Origin of the sequence: Streptomyces sp. NBRC 110035, assembly GCF_000829695.1 — a bacterium.
Lineage (GTDB): Bacteria > Actinomycetota > Actinomycetes > Streptomycetales > Streptomycetaceae > Streptomyces.
Map to the genome: position 1 here is coordinate 1 of NZ_BBNN01000015.1, position 22524 is coordinate 22524.

Below are 22524 nucleotides of genomic sequence, written 5' to 3' on the forward strand. Positions count from 1 at the left end.
GCCGCAACCGCCGCACCGGCGAACTCGCCCACTACCTCTGCTACTCGACCCACCCGACCACCCTGCAGACCCTGGTGAGGACCGCGGGGCGCCGCTGGACGGTGGAGGAGACATTCCAATCGTCGAAGGGACTGGCCGGACTCGACGAACACCAGGTCAGACGCTGGACCTCCTGGCACCGTTGGGTCACCCTCGCCATGCTCGCCCACGCCTTCCTTGCTGTGGTGACCGCACTCGAACGTGACCAGCACCAGACAACCAGCGCACTGAGTCCGCTGACCCGCAACGAGATCCAGCACCTGTTCACCACGCTCGTCACCCATGCCGCCCACGACATGGCGCACCGGCTGGGCTGGTCGCAGTGGCGACGACACCACCAAGCCCGGGCCAAGACCGCCCACTACCGGCGCCAAGACGCCCAGCCAGCATGAAGATCACGATCTACGGCTGGAGTACTAGACGCGGTCCCCGCGAACCTGGGCGAGGAGGCGCGACAACTCGCCGAGCGCAAGTGGCGCAACCAGCAACTCGACGTACTGGTCCTGCACACCCACATCATGGCGAAGGCAGACGTCTTCGTAACAAACGACAAGAACTTCCTGAAGCAGAGCAAGCGGCCACGCTTGGCGGAACTGGGAGCCAGGGTGATACTCACCCCTGCCGACGCCGCAGCCTACGACGTAGCCGAGTCGAGCTGATTTCCCTCCGCGCCCTGGGACGAGGGCGCGGAGGGTTGCAGTTCGGGTTGCATTCGTGGTCGTTCAGGAGGGTCCATCCGAGCGATCCAATGCCACTGCGCCGCAGGTCAGAACGCCTGCGAACTCGCGCGAACCCCCTCACGAACAGTTGGAAAGCGTGTTGGGGGCAACCCCTCACGAGTTCGAATCTCGTATCCTCCGCCATTGCTCTCACCGGGCAATACGGCGAAGGCCCCCGCAGCAAGCTGCGGGGGCCTTCGCCGTTGGTGGTCACACGCCGATGGCCGCAGCGATCAGGCCGAGAATCAGGAACACGCTGCCTGCGAACGCCGAGCCTGCCACGAGGGCAGCGTCGGCTGCTCGTGTTCCGGTGCGCGTCTTCAGGATGAAGGCAGCTAACGCGACGACGACAGAGAACAGCAGAACGACCAGGAGCCACGCGAACCTCGCGGCGGGGGGCAGGCCACTCATCGGGAGGTCCTTTCGGGGAAGGTGTCAGCTGAGGCAGGCGCAGTCGGGCCTTGGAGGGCAACAAGTCCGACCAGCTGCTCGGCAAGCTCCTTGTGCACCTGGGTAGCCGCCCACGCGACCTCCAAGTGCCTGGCGATCTGTTCGTCGAGCGCCCCGAGTGCCCCAGCGATGCGCTTCTGCTCGGACCATGTGGGCAGATACACCGGCAGCGCCTGGAGATCGGCTTTGCTGATCGAAGGGACTGTGGTCTTCTCGGAGCGGCTCTTGATCCACTCGGTGGTCCGTGAGAGCGAGAGGTAGGCCAGCAGGTAAGCGGGGCACACCTCGGGCGCGAACCGGTGAAGACGGATCAGATTACTGCCGAACAACCAGCCCACCTGGCCCGCCCGCACGTGCGCCACAGGCCCCACCGTGCCCGTTCGAGCGCACAGGATGTCTCCCTCCTGCAGGGCGAAGCGCCGCAACCTCTGCGCTTTGTCGTACGGAACGGCCGTACCGCGCGCGTCGGCGACCCGGCGGTCGCGCAGATGCTTTGGCTGGACAACCGGCACCACGCCGCCGAGCACGTAGGCATCCTTCGGCAACAGTGACGGAGAGGGGCCGGCTTGGAGCTCGCACAACTCGCCGAGATTCCGCCATTCCCAGTCATCTGGTGCGGTATCGATCGGCAGACCGAGCCCGCCGCCGAGTTGCCGGAACCCGGCAACTCGGGAGTCGGCCAGGACATCGGCCCGCCCAGCCTCCTCCCGGGACCTCAACAGAGCGCCGTAGGGATCCGTCAGCGCTTCTGCATCTACGTTCGGCCGCCTTGCGGGCCGCGCGTAGTCGGCAGGGCGCAACGAGGAGCCGGCTGCGTTGACGACGTCCCTCCGGACTGCCGCGCAAGGGAGCCGGGAATCCGGAAGGAACGCGCCGTTTCCGCCCGTCCCACGCCACGAGTGGTAAGCAGCCGCGATAAGCGCACAGTCGTCAGCCTCCAGAACGGACAGCTTCCTGGATACCTCGGTCGCCAGGCCGGAGGCGTCAATGAACAGAACCTCTCCCGAACTCCGTTCCTGCGCTTCCGGCTTGAGGATCCAGACGTTGACGGAGATCGTGGTTGCGCTGAACATCTTGGCCGGCAGCGCGATGACGCATTCCACGGCGCCGCGATCCACCAAGGCGTGCCGAATGCGCTGCTCCTTGAGATTGGAGGAGGTGGCAGCGCTGTTGGGCATGAGGACGGCTGCCCGGCCGCCTTCGTTGAGTGACATGACCGCGTACTGAGGCCACGCCAGGTTGGCGTTGGACGCCGGCGGTTCTCCGTAGGTCCACCAGTCGGCATCAACCGGCACCGCAGGGACGTTGAACGGCGGATTAGTGAGAACGAGATCCGCCCGGCGACGCCGGTGCCCCTCCGTCCAGGGGCGGGTCGTGCCTGTAAGGTTCAGCAACTCCGGACGAGCACCATGCACCATGAGGTTCATGGCCGCGAGGTCGCGCGTCCCCGGATGGGCACTCCCGATCGTGACAGCCGGGATCCCTCCACCGGCCTCATTCCCCTGCTCCGGTCTGGCGGCCAATACGGCTGACAGGAGTTCGCCGCCCCGGCCGTTCGGGTCGTACAGGCTTTGAGCCGCGGAGCTCCCGAGCAGCGCTGCCAGGAGACGTGCGACACCTGGCGGGGTGAAGGCATCACGGCTTCCCAGCCCGGCCTCAAGCGCGTGATGGCCCAACAGCTCCGTAAAACTTCCGCGCCCCGAACTTTCGATCTTGTCCAGAAGGCGGACGATGGCTTGGGGGCTACGGGGGGCGAGGTCCTCGAGCCTCACTGCCATGGCACTGGTCACACCTTGCGCCGCGAGAGTCTGTTCGACGTGCTGCGCGACTGCGGGCAGGAACCTGTGGATGTGCGTTCCCGCCTGACCCTGTGCGGCGGCCCGCCGCACCACTGCCCACCTCCTCGGCTGGGCCCACCTCAGGTAGACAAGGGAAAACAGCAGATACAGGAAGCCGACTCGCGACCCCGAGCCCCATTGCCCCTCGTCCTGCTCGCGGAAGAGGATGTCGGCAGGACTGAGGTGCTCGCCGTCGGTCTCATCACCTGCGGTACCTGGGGCAGCCGGAAAGCCCTCCGCTTCGAGGTCTTCCACGGCTTCGGCCTCTGACGCCGCGACAAGAGCCGTCCGAGCCCGGTCGGCGTACGTGGCATCTGCCCCCTCGTCATCCCGCCGCGCCCTCGGCGGAACCGAGCGTCCCTTCAGCCAGGTGAGCACGTCGGACAAGTAGTAGTAGTCGGTGCCACCGGCCCTCGTAGGGCTCGGGAAGTCCGTGTACCTGCGCTCCCAATTGGTGATCGCCGAGCGCTGCACGCCGGCCATTTCTGCGATGGCTGCCCGCGACACCAACTGCTGCTGCTGGTATTTCCTGATTCTCATGCTGCCCCGTTCGACCGCGCGTACCGCCGCTGAAGCGGATTCGATGGCTGTGATGCTAGGGAGGGCAGTCATGTGACAGCAACTGCGCATTGTAGTGCTCACAGAGGTGCGGCGCCTCCTCGAACACAGTTCAGCACAGAAAGCACCGGAGGATTGTCCTGATAAGTCACTTTATGAATCCCTAAAGCAGCCACGAATCGGGCCTCCCCCACCTCACACCCATGACTCATCTTGTGAAGCCCATCAACATGGATCGACCATCACCCAGCCCGGGGCACCCTCGACCTGACACCGCACAGCGATACCTCGCTTGCGATATACTCGATGCCATAGTTGATATCTCAGGAGGTCATCAATGAGTCGCACTGTGATCGATCTCGACGACGAGCTGCTGGCCGACGTGGCTCAGGCGCTGGGGACCGGAACCAAGAAGGAGACGGTCAACACTGCTCTGCGCGAGGTGCTCGACAACCGCCGACGGGCTCTCGCTCTCACTAGGCTGCGAGCCGCAGCGGGCGAGGGCGCGTTCGATCTGAATGTCTTCGAGGAGAAAAGGGACTACCGGCGGTGAGCGCGGCACAGTTCCTGATCGACACCAGTGCGCTCGCCCGATTCTTCCGCGACGACGCCGAACAGTACGGATGGGATCAGGCCGCCACAGCAGGGCTCATCGCGACCTGCCCTGTTACCGAGCTGGAGTTCTTCTACAGCGCCCGCTCCGCCGCGGACCGTGCGCGCGGCATCGAGGACATGCGGCTGCTGTTCGGCTGGGTGCCCGTCGATGACCGCGCGTACGACCGCGCCTGGCGGGTTCAGGAGCTGCTGACCCAACGCGGTCAGCACCGCAGTGCGGGAGCTGTTGACCTCGTCGTCGCCGCCACAGCGGAACTCCAGGGGCTGACCCTCCTGCACCGCGACCACGACTTCGGATGTATCGCCGCAATCACCGGTCAAGCCATGCAGTGGTACGGCCCGGTGTCCGGTAAATGAACGAGCACCTGGTCTCGGTTCCGGTCTCATTCGCAGGTGTTCACCACAGTTCACCGAGCCGGTAGCCGCCGGCTCCCCCACAGGTCCGGACACCCGCGACTGGTGACGAACGGCCGAGCGAAAACTTGGAAAGCGTGTTGGGGCAACCCCTCACGCGTTCGAATCTCGTATCCTCCGCCAGTGCCTCACCGGGCACGATGTCGAAGGGCCCCCTGGAAACAGGGGGCCCTTCGGCGTGGTGTGGTCGCGGTTTCGGTCGCCCTGGACGTTCTCGGACGCCGGCGGACCGGCTCGGGCGCGTCGCCCGTTCCGGGCAGGAGCGCCCGCCTGCCCGCGAAGGCCGGTGAGTTTCCGTAGCATGAGAGCCGTGACAGCCCGTGCACAGTTCCGCCGCGCCGTCGCCACCGATGTGGTGGCCGACGCTGCTGGTGCTCGGGCTGCTGGCCGGGTTGTTCGGCATGCACGGCCTCGCTCCGGGCGGCGCGACCGCCGTCACCGGCCCTCACGTCTCCTCCGGCCCTCACGCCTCCTCCGCCGCTGCGCATGAGGACATGACGGGTTCGGTGAGCGCCGAGTCCGTCTGCCACGGCGGCCGTGACGGCAGCGGGCACGCACAGCATGCCGACGCGACGTGTTCCTCCGGTGCCGTCGGCGCGGGCCCGGCTCTTCCCGCGCCGCTGCCCGACCCCACCGCTCGGGCGGCGTCGTCGGCCGGTGGCCACCGGTCGGCGGCAACCGACCCGGAGGGCGGTCGTGCGCCGCCTTCGCTTGCCGAACTGCAACTCCTGCGGATCTAGGACAAGGCCCAGCCGTCCCCGCCCCCGGGCGTACGCACCCAGCCATGCCCGTGTCACGCCCCCGTGCGCGCGGCGACTCACCTACTTCGCAGGAGTTCACGCATGACCAGCATCCGTTCCCTCGCCCGCCGCACCGGCCTCGTCGCCACGGCCGCGACCGCCGCCCTCGTCCTCGCCGCCTGTGGCGGCAACGACGGCTCCGACACCGGTTCCGGCGCGCAGACGTCGGCCTCGGCGGGCGCCGAGGACACCGCCGGCGCCCACAACGACCAGGACGTCTCCTTCACGCAGGAGATGATCCCCCACCACCAGCAGGCCCTCCAGATGGCGGAGATGGCGGCCGCCCGGGCTTCTTCCGCCGAGGTCGAGGACCTGGCCTCCCGCATCGAGAAGGCCCAGGACCCGGAGATCGAGACGATGTCCGGGTGGCTGGAGTCCTGGGGCGAGGACGTGCCCGGGATGATGGACACCGAGGACATGGACGAACTGATGAAGGCGTCCGGCAAGGGCTTCGACACGATGTTCCTGACCATGATGGTCGAGCACCACGAGGGCGCCGTGGAGATGGCCACCACCGAGAAGGACGAGGGCCGGTACGGGCCGGCCAAGAAGCTGGCCGGCGACATCATCACCGCGCAGAACGCCGAGATCGAGGAGATGAACAAGCTCCTCGGCAGGAGCTGACGACACCCGCGCCGGGGGTTCGGGGCCGCGTCGCGGTACGGCCCCGGACCCCGTAGCCCCGAACCCCCGGCACGGGCCCGGACCCCTCGTGGGCCCGCACCCCGCGTGGGTCCGTCCTGCGCCAAGCAGCCCCGTGCCCCGGCTACGACGACGGTCGCAGCGGCGAGGGCGTGCGTGCCGTAGGGGCGCTTGTCGTTGTCACGGGCCTCCTTCGGCGGCGGGCCGCGGGCCGCGACCGGGGCGGCCGGAGGTTCAGGTTTTCTTGAGAGGGTCGGCGCGCAGCGTGCTCAGACGGCGCCGGTACTCCTCCTCATCGATCTCGCCGCGGGCCAACCGCTCGCGGAGGATGTCCTCGGGCGTGGGCGTGGGCGCGGTGGGGGGAGGGGCGTGGGTGTGCTCGTGGGGGGTGTAGAGGGCGCGGATGAGCAGCACGACGGCTGTGATGATCAGCGCCCAGAACAGGACCATGCCGGCCGACATCGCGAACCAGCCCCATCCACTGACGTCGTGGTCGTACCAGAACATCATCGCCACTCGCCCGCTTCGGTTTGTCGGCGATCGGGGGCCGGACGGGCTCCCAGGGGCTTCCTGCTCCTCGACCTCCATTGTCCCTCCGCCCGGTGCGGCGGTCCGGGGCCGGACGGTCCAGGGCCGGTGGGCCGTTCAGCCCCTGTCCGGCAGGGGTACTCGTGCGCAGGCTGGAGAGTGCCCCCGTCAGGGGAGGCGAGAAGCCCGTGCCCGGCGGCGACACAGCGCGGCGTCCCGCCCGGGGCTTGGTCTCCGAAGACTCCCGGACCACCCCCTGAGGCGGCTCCGATCCAGCCGGCCGTATGCCTGCTCATCGCCTCCGGCGGGCCGACGGGCCGCCGCGCGCGGCTGAACGCATAGTCGGGAATCGGGGACAGGACAGCGGGACCGGACAGGAGGGCGCTTGTGGCCAGACCGCAGATCGACTACCGGGCGTTGTTCGCCGTGACGCCCAGCCCTTATCTGGTGCTGGACCCCGACCTGGTGATCGTCGAGGTCAACGAGGCCTATCTGCGGGCCACGGGCCGGGCCCGGGAAGAGCTGATCGGCCGGCACCTCTTCGATGTCCACCCCGACAACCCGGCAGACCCGGACGCCGACGGGGTGCAGAACCTCCAGGCCTCCCTGCAGCGGGTCGTCCTCTCGAAGAGACCGGACACGATGGCGGTGCAGAAGTACGACATCCCGGTCTCCGGCCGTCCGGAGGTGTTCCAGGAGAAGTGGTGGTCGCCCATCAACACGCCCGTCCTCGGAGCCGACGGAGAGGTGCGGTGGATCATCCACCGGGTGGAGGTCATGACCGAGTTCGTGCTGACCCGCCCCTCCATCTCCTGCCGGACGACCTGAGCGGGGAGCACAGGGCGATGGAGGCCGAACTGTTCACGCGGGCGCAGGAACTCCAGGGCCTCAACGAGGAACTCCGCGAGGCCCACGACCGGGAACGCCGTACCGCCCTCGCCCTCCAGGAGGCCATGCTGCGCTCCCCGGACCTGGCCGGCCACCGCGAGATCGCCGTGCGTTACCTGCCCGCCACCCGGTCCCTCAACGTCTGCGGCGACTGGTACGACGTGGTGGACCTGTCCGACGACCGGTTCACCGTCGCGGTCGGCGACGTGGTCGGCCACGGCCTGGAGGCCGCCGCCATCATGGGCATGCTCCGCAGCGCCCTGTCCGCCGCCATCCGCGCCAGCGACGAACCGGGCAAGGCGATGGACGTCCTGAGCGGGTACGCCCGCACCTTCGAGGGCGCGCTGGCCACGACCGCGGCCAAAGCCGTCATCGACACCCGCCGGCGGCACATCACCTACACCAGCGCCGGCCACCTCCCACCCTTCCTGGCCCGGCCGGACGGCACCGTCGTCCTGCTCGACCAGGCCACCGACCCTCCCCTGGGCATCGTCCTCACCGACCACGCCCCGCGCCCCCAGGCCACGGTGTCCTACACCCCGGGCGACACCCTCGTGCTCTACACCGACGGACTCGTCGAACGCCGCGGCGAGGACATCGACGCCGGCCTGCACCGCCTGGCCGACACCCTCAGCCGTCACACCTCCCTCAGCCCCGACCATCTGGCCGACACCCTGCTCACCCGTCTCGGCGTGGCCGACGGCGGACGGGACGACGTCGCCCTGATCGTCGTCCGCCTGTGAACACCGTCGTCCGCCGGTGAGCCGGCCGCTGTCCCTCGCGCCGGCGCCATGCTCGCAGCGAAGGCACCCGCCAGGACCCGGTCGAGGTACTTCTTGCCGGGGAAGACGCGGCGGGTGTCCCCGTGCCCCGTGGTGGTGGCGGTCCCGGCGGCCTGCACGGCCTCGTCGGTCGGCGGCTCGGGGAACGCGGTCGCAAGGTCCACGCCGGCCCCGGTCGGCACCTGGGGGACGACTGGTTCGACCACGGCCGCCGGGCGGGTGCCCGCCGAGGGCACGGGCGGGTGCGGCAAGGCGCTCGGAGGAGCCGGCCACCAGCCGCCGGGTCCCGTGCGAACAGCACCCAGGATCCGGCTGCACGTGTTCCCGGACGGGGAGCGGTGGTGGTGTCGGCTCCCGTGGCGTTCCCCACGCGCCCCCCACTCGCCCCGCTCGCCGGTCGAGCGGCGGTCGAGGGCGAGCGGAGTCATGACCAGCAGGTCAGCAGGTCAGCAGGTCAGCAGCTTGCCCATCGCCGCCAGGACGGACGGCTCGACGCGGTAGTAGACCCAGGTGCCGCGCCGTTCGGAGGTGAGCAGGCCGGCCTCCTTGAGCTTCTTCAGGTGGTGGGAGACGGTCGGCTGGGAGACGCCGACGTCGGAGATGTCGCACACGCACGCCTCGCCGCCCTCGTGCGAGGCCACTGCCGAGAACAGCCGCAGCCGGACCGGATCACCCAGGGCCTTGAACATCCGGGCGGCCGTCTCGGCCTCCTCCGCGGTGAACGGACGCTCGGTGAGCGGCGGGCAGCACGGTGCCGCCACCTGGCCGTCGGCGGGTTCCAGCAGCGGCAGCGCCTTCGTGTTCGACATGCGTCTATGTTGACATGCGCCGAAGCAGGGGTCGAGGGTGGAACGACCCTGATTCGATGAATATCTATGTTGACGCTTGTCGAACCCGTTGCCCTGCCGGTCGCGCAAGTCCTCGACGCATGCCGAAGAGAAGGAGAACCTCGTGGCTGCGTCCGTCAACAGCGTGCCCACCACCGGCCCGAGCCGCATGCGGCCCGAGCACCGTACGGCCCGAACGGCACGCGGCCCGAGCGGAGGGGACTTTCGTCCCCTGGCGGGAGGCCGGTCGGCGCGGTGTGCTGGACGGGGACGGAAACGAAGGTCGCCGCATCGGACGGACCGGGGTGTGTCATGGACAACGGCACCGGAATCACTCTCGCGGCGCGGCTGCGCCGCCTGGTCGGCGCGGTCTTCCCCGCACGGCTGGAACCCGCGCTCCTGACCGTCACGGCGGCGGCTCTGGTGGCCGGCGGCATCGCCCGGCTCGCCGGCGCCGACGGCCTGGCGGACCTGTTCTGGGGCCTGGGCACGATGTCCGCCGTCGTACCCGCGGTGGGGTGGGTGCTGGACGCGCTGCGGCACGGGCGCGCGGGTGTGGACCTGATCGCCGTGCTGGCCCTGGGCGGCACCCTGGCCGTGGGCGAGTACCTGGCCGGGGCCCTCATCGCGCTGATGCTCGCCACCGGCCGCACCCTCGAGGCCGCCGCCCGGCGGCGCGCCTCCCACGACCTGCGCGCCCTGCTGGAACACGCACCGCGCGCGGCGCGCCGCCGCACGGACACCGGGGTGGACACGGTGCCGCTGGCCGAGGTCGAGGTCGGCGACCTGCTCGTCGTGGGCCCCGGCGAAGTGGTCCCCGTGGACGGCCGGGTGGAGAGCACCGCCGCCGTCCTGGACGAATCGGTGCTCACCGGTGAGCCCCTCCAGGTCGAACGGCCGCGGGGGGAAACGGTCCGCAGCGGTGTGGTCAACGCGGGCGGTGCCTTCGAACTGCGCGCGACCGCGACCGAGCAGGACAGCACCTATGCGGGCATCGTGCGCCTGGCCCGGCAGGCCGGTGCGGAGTCCGCGCCCGTCGTGCGGCTCGCCGACCGCTACGCGGCCTGGTTCCTTCCCCTGTCCCTCGTGGTGGCGGGACTCGCCTGGCTGATCAGCGGCTCCGCGGTACGGGCGGTCGCGGTCCTGGTGGTCGCCACGCCGTGTCCGCTGCTGCTGGCCGCGCCGGTCGCGATCGTCTCCGGTCTCTCCCGGGCCTCCCGCCTCGGCGTGGTCATCCGCGACGGTGGAGCACTGGAGAACCTCGGCCGGGCCCGCACCCTGCTGCTGGACAAGACCGGGACCCTCACCGGCGGCCGTCCCCGCGTCATGGACGTGACCGCCGCGCCCGGTCGCACGCCCGCGGAGGTGCTCCGCCTGGCGGCTTCCCTCGACCAGTACTCGCCGCACGTCCTCGCCCGGGCCATCGTCGACGCGACCCGGGAACGCGCGTTCGAGCTGTCGGTTCCCTCGGACGTCACCGAGGAACCCGGCCGGGGCGCCTCGGGCACCGTGGACGGCCACCGGCTTTCCCTCGGTCGCGTCGACACCTGGGACGTCCGACCGTCCTGGGCCAGGGCCGTCGACAACCGCGCGCTCATCGACGGCGCGGCCGTCGCCTGGCTGACCGTCGGCGGACAGCCGGCCGGCGCCGTCCTTCTCCGTGACCCCGTACGCCCCGACGCGGCCCGCACCCTGCGCCATCTGCGGGCAGCGGGCATCGAACGGCTGATGATGCTCACCGGCGACCGTGCCGAGCCCGCCCAGGAGGTCGCCGCCGTCCTCGGCCTCGACGGCGTGCGCGCCGAGCTCGGTCCGGCCGGCAAGGTCGCCGCCGTGCGTGCCGAACGCGCACGCGCGGTCACCGTGATGGTCGGCGACGGCGTCAACGACGCCCCAGCCCTCGCCGCCGCCGACATCGGCGTCGCCATGGGGGCACGCGGCTCCACCGCCTCCTCCGAGGCCGCCGACATCGTCCTGGCCACCGACCGCGTCGACCGCCTGGCCGACGCCGTCTCCATCGCCGTACGGGCCCGGCGCATCGCCGTGCAGAGCGCGTTCGGCGGCATGCTGCTGTCGCTCGTCGCCATGGCCGCGGCCGCCTTCGGCCTGCTTCCGCCCGCCGCCGGCGCACTGCTCCAGGAGGGCATCGACGTCGCGGTCATCCTGAACGCCCTGCGCGCCCTGCGCGTCGGCCGGGCCGCGCGGCCGGCCCTCACCCCCACCGCCGAAGCACTCATCCACCGCTTCGCGGCGGAGCACGACGACCTCCAGGACGTCCTCGAAGCCGTACGCGACGCCGCGGACCAGCTTTCCGACAGCCCCGACTCCACAGCCCTCGCGGCCGTCGAAGAGACCCACCGGCTGCTCACCGAGAGGCTGCTGCCCCACGAACACGCCGAAGAACACCAGCTCTACCCCGCCCTGGCACCCAGCCTCGGAGGCCCCGAGGCCACCGCCACCATGAGCCGCTCCCATGTCGAGATCGAACGACTCTCCCGGCGCATCGCCACGCACCTGCGACTGGCCCACGCCGACGGCGGCCTCACCCCGGGCCAACTCGACGACCTGCGCTCCTGCCTCTACGGACTGAACACCGTCCTGCGTCTGCACTTCACCCAGGAGGAGGAGAACTACTTCTCGCTGGCCCCGTGACCGCGGGTGCCCGTCTCCAGCGGTCAGAGGTCAGCGGACGGCGGACGGCGGACGGCGGACGAGTGCACCGGCTTTCCACCTGTGTTAGCGTGAAGAGTTGCAGTTTTGGTTACAGAGGCTTGTGAGTGCTCTTCCGACCTTCCGTCGACGAGCACTCTTTTTCGTTCCTGGAAGGCTTCGCGGCTTTCCGCAGGATTCGGGATGACAGCCGGGTGAACCGTTGTTGCGACGACGGGTCCCACAAGGTGTGGGCCTCGGGCACTGCCCTCAAGGAGATTCAGCATGGCATCTGGCACCGTGAAGTGGTTCAACTCGGAAAAGGGCTTCGGCTTCATCGAGCAGGACGGCGGCGGCCCCGACGTTTTCGCCCACTACTCGAACATCGCCAGCTCCGGTTTCCGTGAGCTTCAGGAAGGCCAGAAGGTTACCTTCGACGTCACGCAGGGCCAGAAGGGCCCGCAGGCCGAGAACATCGTTCCCGCCTGACCCGTTCGCTGACACCGGCGCCGGCGTCCGACGCCGACACCGACGCGCAGTGCGTGGCCGGGACCCCGCACCCCTGTGGCGCGGGGTCCCGGCCCACTGCGTTCCCCGGCCCGGCAACGAAGCCGGCGCCGTACGCGTGCTCGCGGCCCGCAACGCGCGGTCGCCTGCCGCTGTTCCACCGCGTCCACCGACCGGCGTCCCCCGGTCCACCGATGCCGTGATGCACTGATCCACCGTTTTCGGCTCATTCTTGCGAATTCTCATGCGGCTGGTACCTCGCCGTCGGGAGGAATTCCTCGATACGTGCCGCATCGAGGAGGGTTCCCCATGAACCGCAACCACACAGCTCGTTCGAACAACAGCACCGGCAACTCCGGTTCGTCCCGCTCCCGTACGGACAAGGCGGCGGGCTCCGCGGGTTCCGGCCGGGGCGGCCGCTTCCGTTCCCAGGAGGCGGGTGGCCGCCAGGGCGCTCCGTCCCGCGGCGGAGCCAAGGGCGGACGCGGAGGTGGCCGCGGAGGTGGCCGCGGAGGTCGTCCCGCCGCGGCCGGCGGGGAGTTCGCGCCGCCGGTCACCCTGACCCCCGCGCTGCCGCCGGTCGAGGCGTTCACCGAACTCGACATGCCCGAGAGGCTGTTGACCGCCCTGAGCGCCGAGGGCGTGACCAGCCCGTTCCCGATCCAGGCCGCGACGCTGCCGAACTCGCTGGCCGGCCGGGACGTACTGGGCCGCGGGCGTACCGGCTCGGGCAAGACGCTGGCCTTCGGTCTGGCGATGCTGGCGCGTACCGCCGGGCAGCGGGCCGAGCCCCGGTACCCGCTGGCGCTCGTCCTCGTTCCCACCCGGGAGCTGGCCCAGCAGGTCACCGACGCTCTCACCCCCTACGCCCGCGCGCTGCGCCTGCGGACCGCCACGGTGGTCGGCGGCGTGTCGATCGGCCGGCAGGTGAGCGCCCTGCGCGGCGGTGCCGAGGTCGTCGTCGCGACGCCCGGCCGGCTCAAGGACCTCATAGACCGGGACGACTGCCGCCTGGACCAGGTCGCCATCACCGTCCTGGACGAGGCCGACCAGATGGCCGACATGGGCTTCATGCCGCAGGTGACCGCCCTGCTCGACCGGGTGCGCCCCGGCGGCCAGCGCATGCTGTTCTCCGCCACGCTGGACCGCAACGTCGACCGCCTGGTGCGCACCTACCTGCACGACCCCGTCGTCCACTCCGTCGACCCGTCCGCGGGCGCGGTCACCACGATGGACCACCACCTGCTGCACGTGGACGACGACGACAAGCACGCCACCACGACGGAGATCGCCGCCCGCGACGGACGCGTGATCATGTTCCTGGACACCAAGCACGCCGCCGACCGGCTGGCCAAGAAGCTCCTGGCCGTCGGGGTGCGGGCCTCGGCCCTGCACGGCGGGAAGTCCCAGTCCCAGCGGACCCGGACCCTGACCCAGTTCAAGGACGGCCACGTCACGGTCCTGGTGGCCACCAACGTCGCGGCCCGCGGCATCCACGTCGACAACCTGGACCTCGTCGTCAACGTCGACCCGCCCAGCGACCACAAGGACTACCTGCACCGCGGCGGACGCACCGCCCGCGCCGGTGAGTCCGGCACGGTCGTCACGCTGGTCCTGCCGCACCAGCGCCGGGAGATGTCCCGCCTGATGTCCGACGCCGGCATCACCCCGCAGACCACCCGGGTACGTCCGGGTGAGGACGAACTGAACCGCATCACCGGAGCCCAGGCACCGTCGGGCGTGCCCGTCGTCCTCACTCCGCCGCCCGCCCAGAACCAGCCCGCACGCACGGTTTCCCCCTCCCGGAGCCGGCGCAGCCGCCGCCCCGGGCAGGCGGCCCGCCGCAGCGCGGCCGGCAAGGGCAAGAGCGGCCGCTGAAGGCTCACCGGAAGGGTGCGGGGCCGGTGCCGCGCAGGTCGGCGTCGTACACCGTGCGGTAGTCCGGGACGACGGTGCGGGTCGTGGGCGACGCCCGGGCGACCTGTGCGAGGAAGCCGTCCAGGTCCATCGCCGGGTCGCGTACGGGGGAACCGCTCATCGGCACCTCGAAGTTGTCCCAGTGGACGGGGACGACGACACCGGGGCCGTCCAGCGCCCGCATCAGCCGGGGTACGTACTGGTGGGTGGCGGTGCTCGCGGGCACGGCGATCATCGCGAGGTCGGGGCGCAGCCCCCGCACCGCCCGCTCGCTGAAGTCGCTGGCGCCCATCAGGAACGCCGACGGGCCGCTTCGGCCCGCGGTCACCCGGAAGGCGAGGGTGTCGCCCTCCGGCAGGTCCGAGATGGTTCTCGGGGCCTTCGTGGGACGGGAGTTCAGCGTGCCGGGAGCGAAGTAGGCGCACTTCTTGTTGCGGCTGTGCAGGCTCGGCACGACCTCGACGACGATGCCGTCGAAGTCCAGCACCTCGCCGCCCTTCACCACGGAGATCTGCCCCGGGTCGACTCCCAGGGCGACCAGCAGGTGGTACGTGGTCTCGGTGCCGACGACGCGGGCGCCGGTGGTCCGGGCGATGTGCGGCACGTCGCCGAGGTGGTCCCAGTGGGAGTGGCTGACCAGGACGAGTTCGGGGCTGCCGATGTGCGCGTCGACGACCTCCGGCAGGGTCCGCAGGCGGGTCCCCGGGTCGAAGGCTCCGTCGAAGAGACCCGTGGAGAAGCGGGTGAGGTACGGATCGAAGAGTACGGTCCGGTCGCCGACGTCGATGCGCCAGCCGGCGGTACCGAGCCAGCGGAACGACGCCGCGCCGGCGGTCGCCTTCCTGTTCCGGGCCTCGGACGCGGCGGCCGTGGCGGCCGTGGCGGTCGCGGCCGGGATCAGCGGGGCGGTCGCGCCGAGTGCGGCACCGCGCAGCACCGTACGACGGCCGAGGCCCGGGAAACGTGTTTCCTTGGTCATGCCGCCAGCAGATCAGTGCGTGAACTCCCTTGTCCAAGACCGGAATCCGGCTCAACCGATACGCGACCGCATATGTGCTCAGGTCAGGCCGGGCCAGGTCACCGGCGCTCGTCCCGGAGGAAACCGACCGCGGTTTCGGCGGCCCTGCCCATCGCGGCGTCCACCGTGGGACGGGACGCCGCCAGGTCGTGCGTCCGCGCGAAGACGGCGATCGCGTAACACCCCCCGTCGGGGTAGCGGACGACGCCCGCCTCCATGTGCAGCCCCGGCAGGGTTCCGGTCTTGGCCGCGACCACCACGTCGTCCGGGAAACCCGACACCAGCCGGTGCCGGAAGACCTGGCGGGCCATCAGGTCCCTTACGAACGCGCAGGCTTCGGGCGGGCCGGCGGCGTCGGTCCAGATGAGCCGGAGCAGCCGGGTGATCTCGCGGGGGGTGCTCGCCGTGGTGTGGCGGGGGTCCAGCACGGCCAGCCGTCTCTTGCGGTCGTCCGGCAGGGCGGGGTAGCGGACGGCGAAGTCCCGCTCGTCGCGCGCCCCGACCTCCGCGAGCATCGACTCCAGCAGGTCCCTCGGTCCGCCCACGATCCTGGTCCGCTCCAGGCCGAGTTCCGCCGCGAGCAGCCGTACGGTGTCCAGGCCCACGCGGCTCAGCAGCAGGTCGGCCGCCGAGTTGTCGCTGACCGACATCGCGAAGTGGGCGAGGTCGCGCAGCGACAGTTCGACGTCGTCCAGGCAGCCGGCGGTTCCCCAGCCGCCGAGCCGGTCGGCCGCGGTCACCCGTACCCGCTCCCGCGGGTCCAGCTGCCCGGCGACGGCCTGCCGGGCGAACTCCAGCACCAGCAGCACCTTGAAGATCGAGGCGAGCACGACGGGGTCGTCGGCGCCGACGCCGACTTCACGCCCGTCCGGCTCCGCCCAGGCCCCTGCGCCGGCTGCCCCCGTACCCCCGTGCACCGGAACCGCGTGCACCTGCCCTTCGGCCCGTGCCTTCGCGAGGACCTGCCGGATCCGGGCATCAGTACGGGTAGGGATACGGGAACGGTCGTCGGTCACTGCTTCCCCCTGGCCATCGGCCTGCTCCGGCACGGCCTTCCCGTACGGCCCGGTGCACGGCCCTTGCGTGCCGTCTTCGCGTGCGGTTCCCCGCTGCCGCCTTCGCGTAGGGTCATGACCGTGGATCTCTTGCGCCACCTGCGTCTTTTCGTCACCGTAGCCGACGAGTTGCACTTCAGCCGGGCCGCCGAGCGGCTGGGCATGGCGCAGCCGCCGCTCAGTCAGGCGATCCGCAGGCTGGAGAAGGAACTCGGTGCGGAGCTGTTCGACCGCTCGCACCGCGGCGTCCGGCTGAGCGCCGCAGGGGCGGCGTTGCTGGACGAGGCCCATGAACTCCTCTCCCGGGAGAAGAGGTTGCGCACGCTGGCCCGCCGTGCCGCCGACGGCGGCCTCGGCACGCTGCGCGCGGGCGTACCGCCGGACACCACGGCCGCCGTGCTGTCCGCCCTGCTCGCCGTCTGCGCGGACCACGCTCCCGGACTGTCCGTGGACCTTCAGGAGGTCACCACCGAGGAGCAGGTACGGCTGCTCTCCTCCGGCGGGCTGGACGTCGGACTCGTGCACCATCCGGTCGACGCGACCGGGCTGCGGCTCGGCCCCGAGGTCTCGCTGGACCAGGGTGTCGTCCTGCCGCGTACGTCACCGCTGGCCCGGCTGCCGGAAGTGGCACTCGGCGACCTCTCCGGGCACGACCTGGTGCTCTTCCCCCGGGCGCAGGCGCCCGGTTGGTACGACCGGATCCTCGAGGTGTGCCGGGCGGAGGGCTTCGTACCCGGCCGGGTACGGCACGCGTCGAACCCCGAGTTCCTGCTCGCGCTGGTGACGGCGGGGCACGGTGTCGCCTTCGACCAGGGCCCGGTGGCCCGCAAGGAGCCCCGCGTCGCCTGGCGGCCCCTCGCCGACCGCCCCCTCACCCAGCGCATCGGCGGCGCCTGGCCCGCCGGCCGCGGAGCGCACCCGGCCGCCGGCCGCTTCGCCGGCCTCGCGGCCGCCGTCCTGGCCCGCGACCACACCGCGACCGTCCGCCGCTCCCCTGCCCCACAGCCACCGGACGACTCTCCGCGGCCGTGGTCGGTGGTGTACGGCTGACCCGTGCGACGCACCGACAGCGTTGCCTGCCGGCCTCCTCGGGCACACCCCCGGCCGTCACCGCCGCCGCCGTGCCGGGGACGCCCGCACACCCACCGTCACCAGCACGCTCAGCGCGTCGTACCGGCGGTGTGCCAGGCCGTCGGACTCCGCGCCGAGCGGAGCCGGCACCGGCGCGCACACCACAGGTCCGAGCAGAACGGCACCTGCGGTGTCCCGTGCCGTCACGTCCGGCGCACGCCGTCGCGCCCCGGCGCATCGTCCTCGCGCCACCAGCGATGACACCGCCGCCCCGACCACGCGCCGAGCCCGGCGCGCTCCGCGGCGCCCCGCGGGAGATGACCGGCATCGGACCGTCCGTCACATTACCGAACCGTAACCTCTCCACTGCTACCCAGAGTAACTTACCGACAGGTAAGTTCAGTCCGAACCACTTCCGGGCGGCACGGGAAGGCCCGTGGGACGCGTGTGCCCCACCTCGCCGCCGGACCGCCGTGCCGTCACAGCTCCGAAGCCCGACGCCCTCCAGCTCCCAGCCCCACAGCTCCCCAGCTTCGCAACCGCGCCTCCCCGTCCGGGCCGCTCACGGGACGTCCCGGCACGGAGGCCGCTTCCTGACCGCCGCTTCACAGGAGGTTCTCCATGCCCGCACGCCCGCGCCCGCGCTCCCGGCTTCTGGCCGCGGCCGTCACCGCCGCCGCCTGCCTCGGCGCCCAAGCCGTCGCGTCCGCCCCCGCCGCGGCGACGGACGAGGTCGTGTCCCGGGGTGTCACGATCTCCGCGTTCTACACCCCGCCCGCCTCCCTGCCCGACGCCGACGGCACCCTCATCCGCAGCGAGCCCCTCCCGCTGGCCCTGGGCCTGCCCAGCCTCAAGGGCCCGCTGCCGGGCACCGCGACCCGGCTGATGTACAAGTCCACCGACTCGGGCGGGCAGCCGGTCGCCGTCACCGGCGCGTACATCGAACCGTCCGCCGCCTGGAGGGGCACCGGACCGCGCCCCCTGGTCGCGGTGGCACCCGGGACCCTGGGGCAGGGCGCCCAGTGCGCCGCGTCCATGGGCCTCGGGCACCCGCTGCGGTTCAACGGGCAGACGGTGTCCGTCGGTTACGAGGACCTGGTGATCTACCGTCTGCTCGCGAAGGGCGTCGCCGTGGTCGTCACCGACTACGCCGGCCTGGGCACGACCGACCGCCTGCACACCTACGTGAACCGGGTCGACGAGGCCCACGCGGTCCTGGACGCCGTCCGGGCCGCCCGTTCGGTCCGCGGGGCGTCGGCCACCGCGGACTCCCCGGTCGGGCTCTACGGGTACAGCCAGGGCGGCGGGGCGACCGCGGCGGCCGCCGAACTCCAGTCCTCCTACGCCCCCGACGTCACCCTGTCCGGGACCTACTCCGGTGCTCCGCCCGCCGACCTGACCGCCGTCACCGGGGCGATCGACGGCAGTGAGCTGGCCGGCGCGCTGGGCTGGTCGCTCAGCGGTTTCCTCCAGTCCGACCCGTCCCTGAAGCCCGTCGCCGAGGCGCACCTGAACACGGCCGGCAAGGCGGCGCTCGCCGACCTCTCGACGATGTGCGTCGGCGACGCCCTCCTCGGCCACGGATTCGCCAGGAGCACCGAGTGGACCAAGGACGGAAAGTCCCTCGGCGAGATCATCGCCGCCACACCCGCGCTCCGGACCTTCCTGGACAAGCAGCTCATCGGCACGATGAAGCCGTCCGGCCCCGTCCGCCCGGCCACCGGCGTCAGCGACAACCTCGTGCCGCACGGTCAGGCCCGTGACCTCGCCGTCGGCTGGTGCGCCAAGGGCGCCGACGTCACGTACAAGGCCGTCGTCCTCCCCGGCGTCGGCAGCGCGCTGCTCAACCACTTCGCCCCGCTGCTGGCCGACCAGGGCGACGCCGTCGACTGGCTGACCGACCGGCTGTCCGGCAGGCGGGCCGCGTCCAACTGCCGGACCATGCCCCTGCAGCCCTGACGGCCGGTCCCGGCAGGGGCGGCCGTCCCAGGTCCGCGGCGGTTCCCGGTGGGGAGACGGGAGCCGCTGCTTTCCGCGCGCGCCCCGGCGCGGGGCCCGGTGGCCGCCACGTCGAAGTGATCCGGACCCGCGTCACCCTGCCGACCCGGGGCTCGGCTACGCTGTTCGACCATGTCGCACCCTGACGATCTGCTTGTCGCCATCGCCTCGATGGTCGAGTCGGACCAGGACAGCCAGATGTCACTGACCGTGGTGACTCCCGGCGCCGTCATCACCGGCCGGCTGGCCCCCGAGGCCCTGTGGCGGGAGCGCGTGGCGGAGGTGCTGCGCGACTCCGCGCGCCTCGGCCACTTCGCTGTCCCGTTCACGGAGGCCGGCCGGGGCGAAGAGCCGTCGCGCCCCTCCCACCTGCACTTCCACATGGCCCGGATCCTCCAGGGGAGCTACGGCATCCCGGACACGGGGGGCATGTACCGCGTGGCGCTCGCCGACGTGAGCGCCTGGACGGTGGGCGGCATCGGGTACTCCGACCAGCAGTGAGCGGGCCGTCGCCGGCCCGCTCCGCCCCTACGGCGTGAGGCCGATCGACGCGCAGGCCTCCCGGTACTTCGCCGTGCAGATGTCCTCGACGTCGTAGACGCCGTCCCGGATCACCGTGTCCTCGATGTTGTCCTGCGTCAGGGCGACCACCGGCACCAGCATCGCCGGGATGTCCTTCTGCGTCGGGCTGTCGACCCGTTCACCGGTCAGCGAGTCGAACTGGATGTCCCGCCCCTGGACCCTGGCCACCGCCATCTCGGCGGCACCGCCGGCCTCCAGCAGGAACGACTTGTACACCGTCATGTACTGGGCGCCCGCGACGATCCGCTGCACGGCCGCCAGATCGGCGTCCTGCCCGGTCACCGGCGGGATGTCGGAGACGCCCGCCTCGTCCAGGGCCTCGATGACCGCTCCGGCCATGCCGTCGTTCGCCGCGTAGACGGCGGCGATGTCGTCCGCGCCCACGGCCTCGATCGCCTTCTCCATGTTCGCCTTGGCGACCGCGGGCACCCACTTCTCGGTGTCGTACGTCTCGGCTATGTCCACGTTGTCGTCCAACTCGCTCATCGCGCCCTCCTTGAACAGCGCGGTGTTCGGGTCGGCGGGCTCGCCGTTCATCATGACGATCTTGCTGTTCTCCGCATCGGTGCCGAGTGCGTCGACGATCGCACGGCCCTGCACCTCGCCGACGAGTTCGTTGTCGTGCGACACGTACGCGTCGATCGGGCCCTGGGCGAGCCTGTCGTACGCGATGACGGGGATGTCCGCCTCCTTGGCCTTCTCCACGTCCGATGCGATGGCCTCGGCGTCCACCGCCGCCACGAGGATCACGTCGATCCCGTCGGCGATCAGCCGGTCGAACTGCTCGCTCTGCCTGGCCGCGCTGCCCTCGGCGTTGGCGTAGACGACCTTGCCCTCCTCGCCGGTGAGGACCCCGACCCGTTCCTGGACGAGGGGACGGTCGAACTTCTCGAAGCGCGCCGTGTCCCTGTCGGGCAGGAGGAGGCCCACGGTGACGTCGTTGCGGTGGGTCGGCGACTCGGAGTCCCCGTCTGCGCCGATGGCGTCGAGCGCACCGCACGCGGAGAGCGAGAGCACCGACAGGGCCGCGAGGGCGGCCGTCAGCGCGGTGGCGCCCCGAGGCGCCCGGGTCGTGCGGCGTGCGGGGGTGGTGGTGCTGTGGGTGCTGCGGGTACGCGTGCGGGTGGTCCAGGGGTTCACATCGGGTGCCTTCCAAGCGAGGGTGCAGCATGGCGACCAGGTGAGGGGCAAGCCAACGCCGCACGGCCCGGCAGCGTCAAACCGCGCCTTCCATGGGAACAGCCCTGCCGTTTCCGGGCCTTGAGCCTCTTCCGCCGGTTCCGATTTCCGGTCGTGACAGCCCAAATCGACTCCGCGAACAGCCCTCAGCCGCCTTTGCTCCAAAGGATTTTGGCTGAATGACGTTCAATCGGGGCTGCCTTGTGCACCGGTTGACGCACATGCTCACGGTATTCACGCGAAGTGGGCAGAGAATGTGCGCAGGAGTGACACACGGGCTGCACACAGCGGCTCGTGGGTGTCGTTAGCGTTGCTGTCCCTGCTCCACCCGCTCTCACCGCGCAACGCGAACGGGCCGTCCCCGGCCCGGCGGGTGCCTGCCTGCCAACCGGGAAGACAGCGGATGGACTACTGCTCCACGTGCCGTCGGCATCTGAACGGCGCCCTCGTGTGCCCCGGATGCGGCGCCTACGCCCCCGACATCGCGCCGAGCGTCGTCGGCGGTCACACCGTCCCGGGCGCGGCGACCTCGACCGCCCTCACGGCAGGCTTCGACGCGACGGCCGGTACGGCAGTCCGCACGGGGGCGGGGCCGGGGGCGGAGTCGGAGCCGGAGCCGGGGGCGGAGAAAGGCGGACCGGGCGCGGACGGCCCGGACCCGGTGTCCGGGTCCGGGTCCGGGTTCGCGCTGTCCGCGCCCACGGGGCGGGCGGCGCGGCGGAGGCAGGTGGCCCGCTGGAAGAAAACCCAGCGCCGTGCCCTGGTCGCCACCGCGGTGGCCTTCGTCGGCGGTGGACTCACCCTCGCCTCGATGGACCGGGGTGCCGGCGACCACGCCCAGGCCGCCACGGCGCCCGAGGTGTCCGGTATGGGGGGCGCGGACGGGCCCGCGGACCAGGACGGTGGCCCGGCGCCCTCCGTGAGCCCGCCGGACACACGGCGTTCCCAGGACCGGCCCGCACAGCCTGCCCCGGACGACGACACGCACCGGCAGTCGACCGGCACCGCGTCTCAGGCCCGGCCCGACGGCGCCACCGCGACGGCCACGTCCCCCGTCGCGGACCACACCCCCGTCCGACGGCTCGGGCCCGCAGGCGGGCTCGGACACCGACGGCTCCGGCTCCGCTACGGCGACCCGTCCGACGACCCCACCTGCGGATTCCTCCGGCAACGCCAACGGCAACAACAGCGGAGGGGGAAGCGGCGGCTCGGGCAGTCGGAGCGGCTCGCAGCCCGCCGCTCCGCCCCCCTCGGCGCCCACGCCGGAGTCACCGGGTTCGTCCGGCTCGGGTTCCGGCACCGACACCGACACCGACACCGGGCTCTGCCTCCTGGTGATCTGCCTCGGCTGACGGCCGCCCCGCGGCGGATCCTCGTACGCAGCCGGCCGGGGCGGAGAATGCGCCACCACCCTGCGCGAACGGTTCGGCCGAAGCGCACGAAGCAAA

General features: G+C 71.4%; 17 protein-coding genes and 2 pseudogenes. 12 read left to right on the forward strand and 7 right to left on the reverse strand.

Features of this window, described 5'->3' with window-relative positions:
* A pseudogene (locus TU30_RS00105) lies at positions 1-431 on the forward strand (IS701 family transposase); the annotation flags it as partial.
* Positions 432-968: 537 nt separating this feature from the next.
* On the opposite strand, the gene TU30_RS00110 reads toward TU30_RS00105, so the two are convergent.
* Together TU30_RS00110 and TU30_RS00115 are read right to left on the reverse strand one after the other, a co-directional pair.
* Positions 969-1169, reverse strand: coding sequence for a hypothetical protein (locus tag TU30_RS00110; RefSeq protein WP_042163006.1), 201 nt, complete (start codon positions 1167-1169; stop codon positions 969-971).
* Complete coding sequence (locus TU30_RS00115; RefSeq protein WP_042163008.1) at positions 1166-3586, reverse strand: N-6 DNA methylase; 2421 nt, start codon at positions 3584-3586, stop codon at positions 1166-1168. The genes TU30_RS00110 and TU30_RS00115 overlap by 4 nt, the downstream gene beginning before the upstream one ends.
* Positions 3587-3941: 355 nt before the next feature.
* Between TU30_RS00115 and TU30_RS00120 the strand changes: the two genes are divergently transcribed.
* The 4 genes from TU30_RS00120 (at position 3942) to TU30_RS00135 (ending at position 6057) form a co-directional block, all read left to right on the forward strand.
* Complete coding sequence (locus TU30_RS00120) at positions 3942-4157, forward strand: type II toxin-antitoxin system VapB family antitoxin (protein ID WP_042163010.1); 216 nt, start codon at positions 3942-3944, stop codon at positions 4155-4157.
* Complete coding sequence (locus tag TU30_RS00125) at positions 4154-4576, forward strand: PIN domain nuclease (RefSeq protein WP_042163011.1); 423 nt, start codon at positions 4154-4156, stop codon at positions 4574-4576. The genes TU30_RS00120 and TU30_RS00125 overlap by 4 nt, the downstream gene beginning before the upstream one ends.
* Before the next feature lie 407 nt (positions 4577-4983).
* Positions 4984-5373 carry a DUF6153 family protein gene (locus TU30_RS00130; protein WP_176726251.1) on the forward strand — a complete coding sequence of 130 codons (390 nt, stop codon included), beginning with the start codon at positions 4984-4986 and terminating at the stop codon, positions 5371-5373.
* Positions 5374-5475: 102 nt separating this feature from the next.
* The gene (locus tag TU30_RS00135) at positions 5476-6057 is read left to right on the forward strand and encodes a DUF305 domain-containing protein (protein ID WP_042163012.1); all 582 of its coding nucleotides are present in this window, start codon (positions 5476-5478) and stop codon (positions 6055-6057) included.
* A gap of 252 nt (positions 6058-6309) precedes the next feature.
* Here the strand turns inward: TU30_RS00135 and TU30_RS00140 are convergent, their stop codons facing one another.
* A complete protein-coding gene (locus TU30_RS00140; protein WP_199816811.1) occupies positions 6310-6585 on the reverse strand; it encodes an SHOCT domain-containing protein in 276 nt (91 codons plus the stop codon).
* A gap of 405 nt (positions 6586-6990) precedes the next feature.
* On the opposite strand from TU30_RS00140, the pseudogene TU30_RS00145 reads away from it, so the two are divergent.
* Positions 6991-8234, forward strand: a pseudogene (locus TU30_RS00145) (PP2C family protein-serine/threonine phosphatase).
* A 485-nt stretch (positions 8235-8719) separates the two neighbouring features.
* Here TU30_RS00145 and TU30_RS00150 read toward each other — a convergent pair.
* Complete coding sequence (locus tag TU30_RS00150; RefSeq protein ID WP_042163014.1) at positions 8720-9082, reverse strand: helix-turn-helix transcriptional regulator; 363 nt, start codon at positions 9080-9082, stop codon at positions 8720-8722.
* Between the two features lie 330 nt (positions 9083-9412).
* Between TU30_RS00150 and TU30_RS00155 the strand changes: the two genes are divergently transcribed.
* The 3 genes from TU30_RS00155 (at position 9413) to TU30_RS00165 (ending at position 14134) form a co-directional block, all read left to right on the forward strand.
* Positions 9413-11752 carry a heavy metal translocating P-type ATPase gene (locus tag TU30_RS00155; RefSeq protein WP_107068332.1) on the forward strand — a complete coding sequence of 780 codons (2340 nt, stop codon included), beginning with the start codon at positions 9413-9415 and terminating at the stop codon, positions 11750-11752.
* 282 nt (positions 11753-12034) lie between these two features.
* On the forward strand, positions 12035-12238 hold the full coding sequence (locus TU30_RS00160) for a cold-shock protein (protein ID WP_042163016.1): 204 nt from the start codon (positions 12035-12037) through the stop codon (positions 12236-12238).
* A 327-nt stretch (positions 12239-12565) separates the two neighbouring features.
* The gene (locus TU30_RS00165) at positions 12566-14134 is read left to right on the forward strand and encodes a DEAD/DEAH box helicase (RefSeq protein ID WP_042163018.1); all 1569 of its coding nucleotides are present in this window, start codon (positions 12566-12568) and stop codon (positions 14132-14134) included.
* Between the two features lie 4 nt (positions 14135-14138).
* Here the strand turns inward: TU30_RS00165 and TU30_RS00170 are convergent, their stop codons facing one another.
* Positions 14139-15152 carry an MBL fold metallo-hydrolase gene (locus tag TU30_RS00170; RefSeq protein WP_042163020.1) on the reverse strand — a complete coding sequence of 338 codons (1014 nt, stop codon included), beginning with the start codon at positions 15150-15152 and terminating at the stop codon, positions 14139-14141.
* A gap of 98 nt (positions 15153-15250) precedes the next feature.
* Positions 15251-16207, reverse strand: coding sequence for a serine hydrolase (locus tag TU30_RS00175; protein ID WP_234307720.1), 957 nt, complete (start codon positions 16205-16207; stop codon positions 15251-15253).
* A 114-nt stretch (positions 16208-16321) separates the two neighbouring features.
* Here TU30_RS00175 and TU30_RS00180 point away from each other — a divergent pair, with 114 nt between their 5' ends.
* The 3 genes from TU30_RS00180 to TU30_RS00190 all read left to right on the forward strand — a co-directional run bounded on the left by TU30_RS00180 (position 16322) and on the right by TU30_RS00190 (position 19816).
* Entirely contained in the window at positions 16322-17296 is a 975-nt protein-coding gene (locus tag TU30_RS00180; RefSeq protein ID WP_234307721.1) for a LysR family transcriptional regulator, read from the forward strand.
* A 642-nt stretch (positions 17297-17938) separates the two neighbouring features.
* Positions 17939-19276: a lipase family protein gene (locus TU30_RS00185; protein ID WP_042163022.1), complete on the forward strand. Its 1338-nt coding sequence runs from the start codon at positions 17939-17941 to the stop codon at positions 19274-19276.
* 171 nt (positions 19277-19447) lie between these two features.
* Positions 19448-19816 carry a hypothetical protein gene (locus TU30_RS00190; protein WP_042163024.1) on the forward strand — a complete coding sequence of 123 codons (369 nt, stop codon included), beginning with the start codon at positions 19448-19450 and terminating at the stop codon, positions 19814-19816.
* Between the two features lie 27 nt (positions 19817-19843).
* Here TU30_RS00190 and TU30_RS00195 read toward each other — a convergent pair whose 3' ends face one another.
* On the reverse strand, positions 19844-20941 hold the full coding sequence (locus TU30_RS00195; RefSeq protein WP_042163811.1) for a sugar ABC transporter substrate-binding protein: 1098 nt from the start codon (positions 20939-20941) through the stop codon (positions 19844-19846).
* Between the last annotated feature and the right edge of the window lie 1583 nt (positions 20942-22524).

Bases quoted from the DNA above. Each gene is read 5' to 3' on its own strand.
- TU30_RS00115 (WP_042163008.1), bottom strand. From the start codon at position 3,586: ATGAGAATCAGGAAATACCAGCAGCAGCAGTTGGTGTCGCGGGCAGCC.
- TU30_RS00165 (WP_042163018.1), top strand. From the start codon at position 12,566: ATGAACCGCAACCACACAGCTCGTTCGAACAACAGCACCGGCAACTCC.
- TU30_RS00135 (WP_042163012.1), top strand. From the start codon at position 5,476: ATGACCAGCATCCGTTCCCTCGCCCGCCGCACCGGCCTCGTCGCCACG.
- TU30_RS00180 (WP_234307721.1), top strand. From the start codon at position 16,322: ATGACCGTGGATCTCTTGCGCCACCTGCGTCTTTTCGTCACCGTAGCC.
- TU30_RS00185 (WP_042163022.1), top strand. From the start codon at position 17,939: ATGCCCGCACGCCCGCGCCCGCGCTCCCGGCTTCTGGCCGCGGCCGTC.
- TU30_RS00140 (WP_199816811.1), bottom strand. From the start codon at position 6,585: ATGATGTTCTGGTACGACCACGACGTCAGTGGATGGGGCTGGTTCGCG.
- TU30_RS00150 (WP_042163014.1), bottom strand. From the start codon at position 9,082: ATGTCGAACACGAAGGCGCTGCCGCTGCTGGAACCCGCCGACGGCCAG.
- TU30_RS00160 (WP_042163016.1), top strand. From the start codon at position 12,035: ATGGCATCTGGCACCGTGAAGTGGTTCAACTCGGAAAAGGGCTTCGGC.
- TU30_RS00190 (WP_042163024.1), top strand. From the start codon at position 19,448: ATGTCGCACCCTGACGATCTGCTTGTCGCCATCGCCTCGATGGTCGAG.
- TU30_RS00155 (WP_107068332.1), top strand. From the start codon at position 9,413: ATGGACAACGGCACCGGAATCACTCTCGCGGCGCGGCTGCGCCGCCTG.
- TU30_RS00120 (WP_042163010.1), top strand. From the start codon at position 3,942: ATGAGTCGCACTGTGATCGATCTCGACGACGAGCTGCTGGCCGACGTG.
- TU30_RS00130 (WP_176726251.1), top strand. From the start codon at position 4,984: ATGTGGTGGCCGACGCTGCTGGTGCTCGGGCTGCTGGCCGGGTTGTTC.
- TU30_RS00110 (WP_042163006.1), bottom strand. From the start codon at position 1,169: ATGAGTGGCCTGCCCCCCGCCGCGAGGTTCGCGTGGCTCCTGGTCGTT.
- TU30_RS00170 (WP_042163020.1), bottom strand. From the start codon at position 15,152: ATGACCAAGGAAACACGTTTCCCGGGCCTCGGCCGTCGTACGGTGCTG.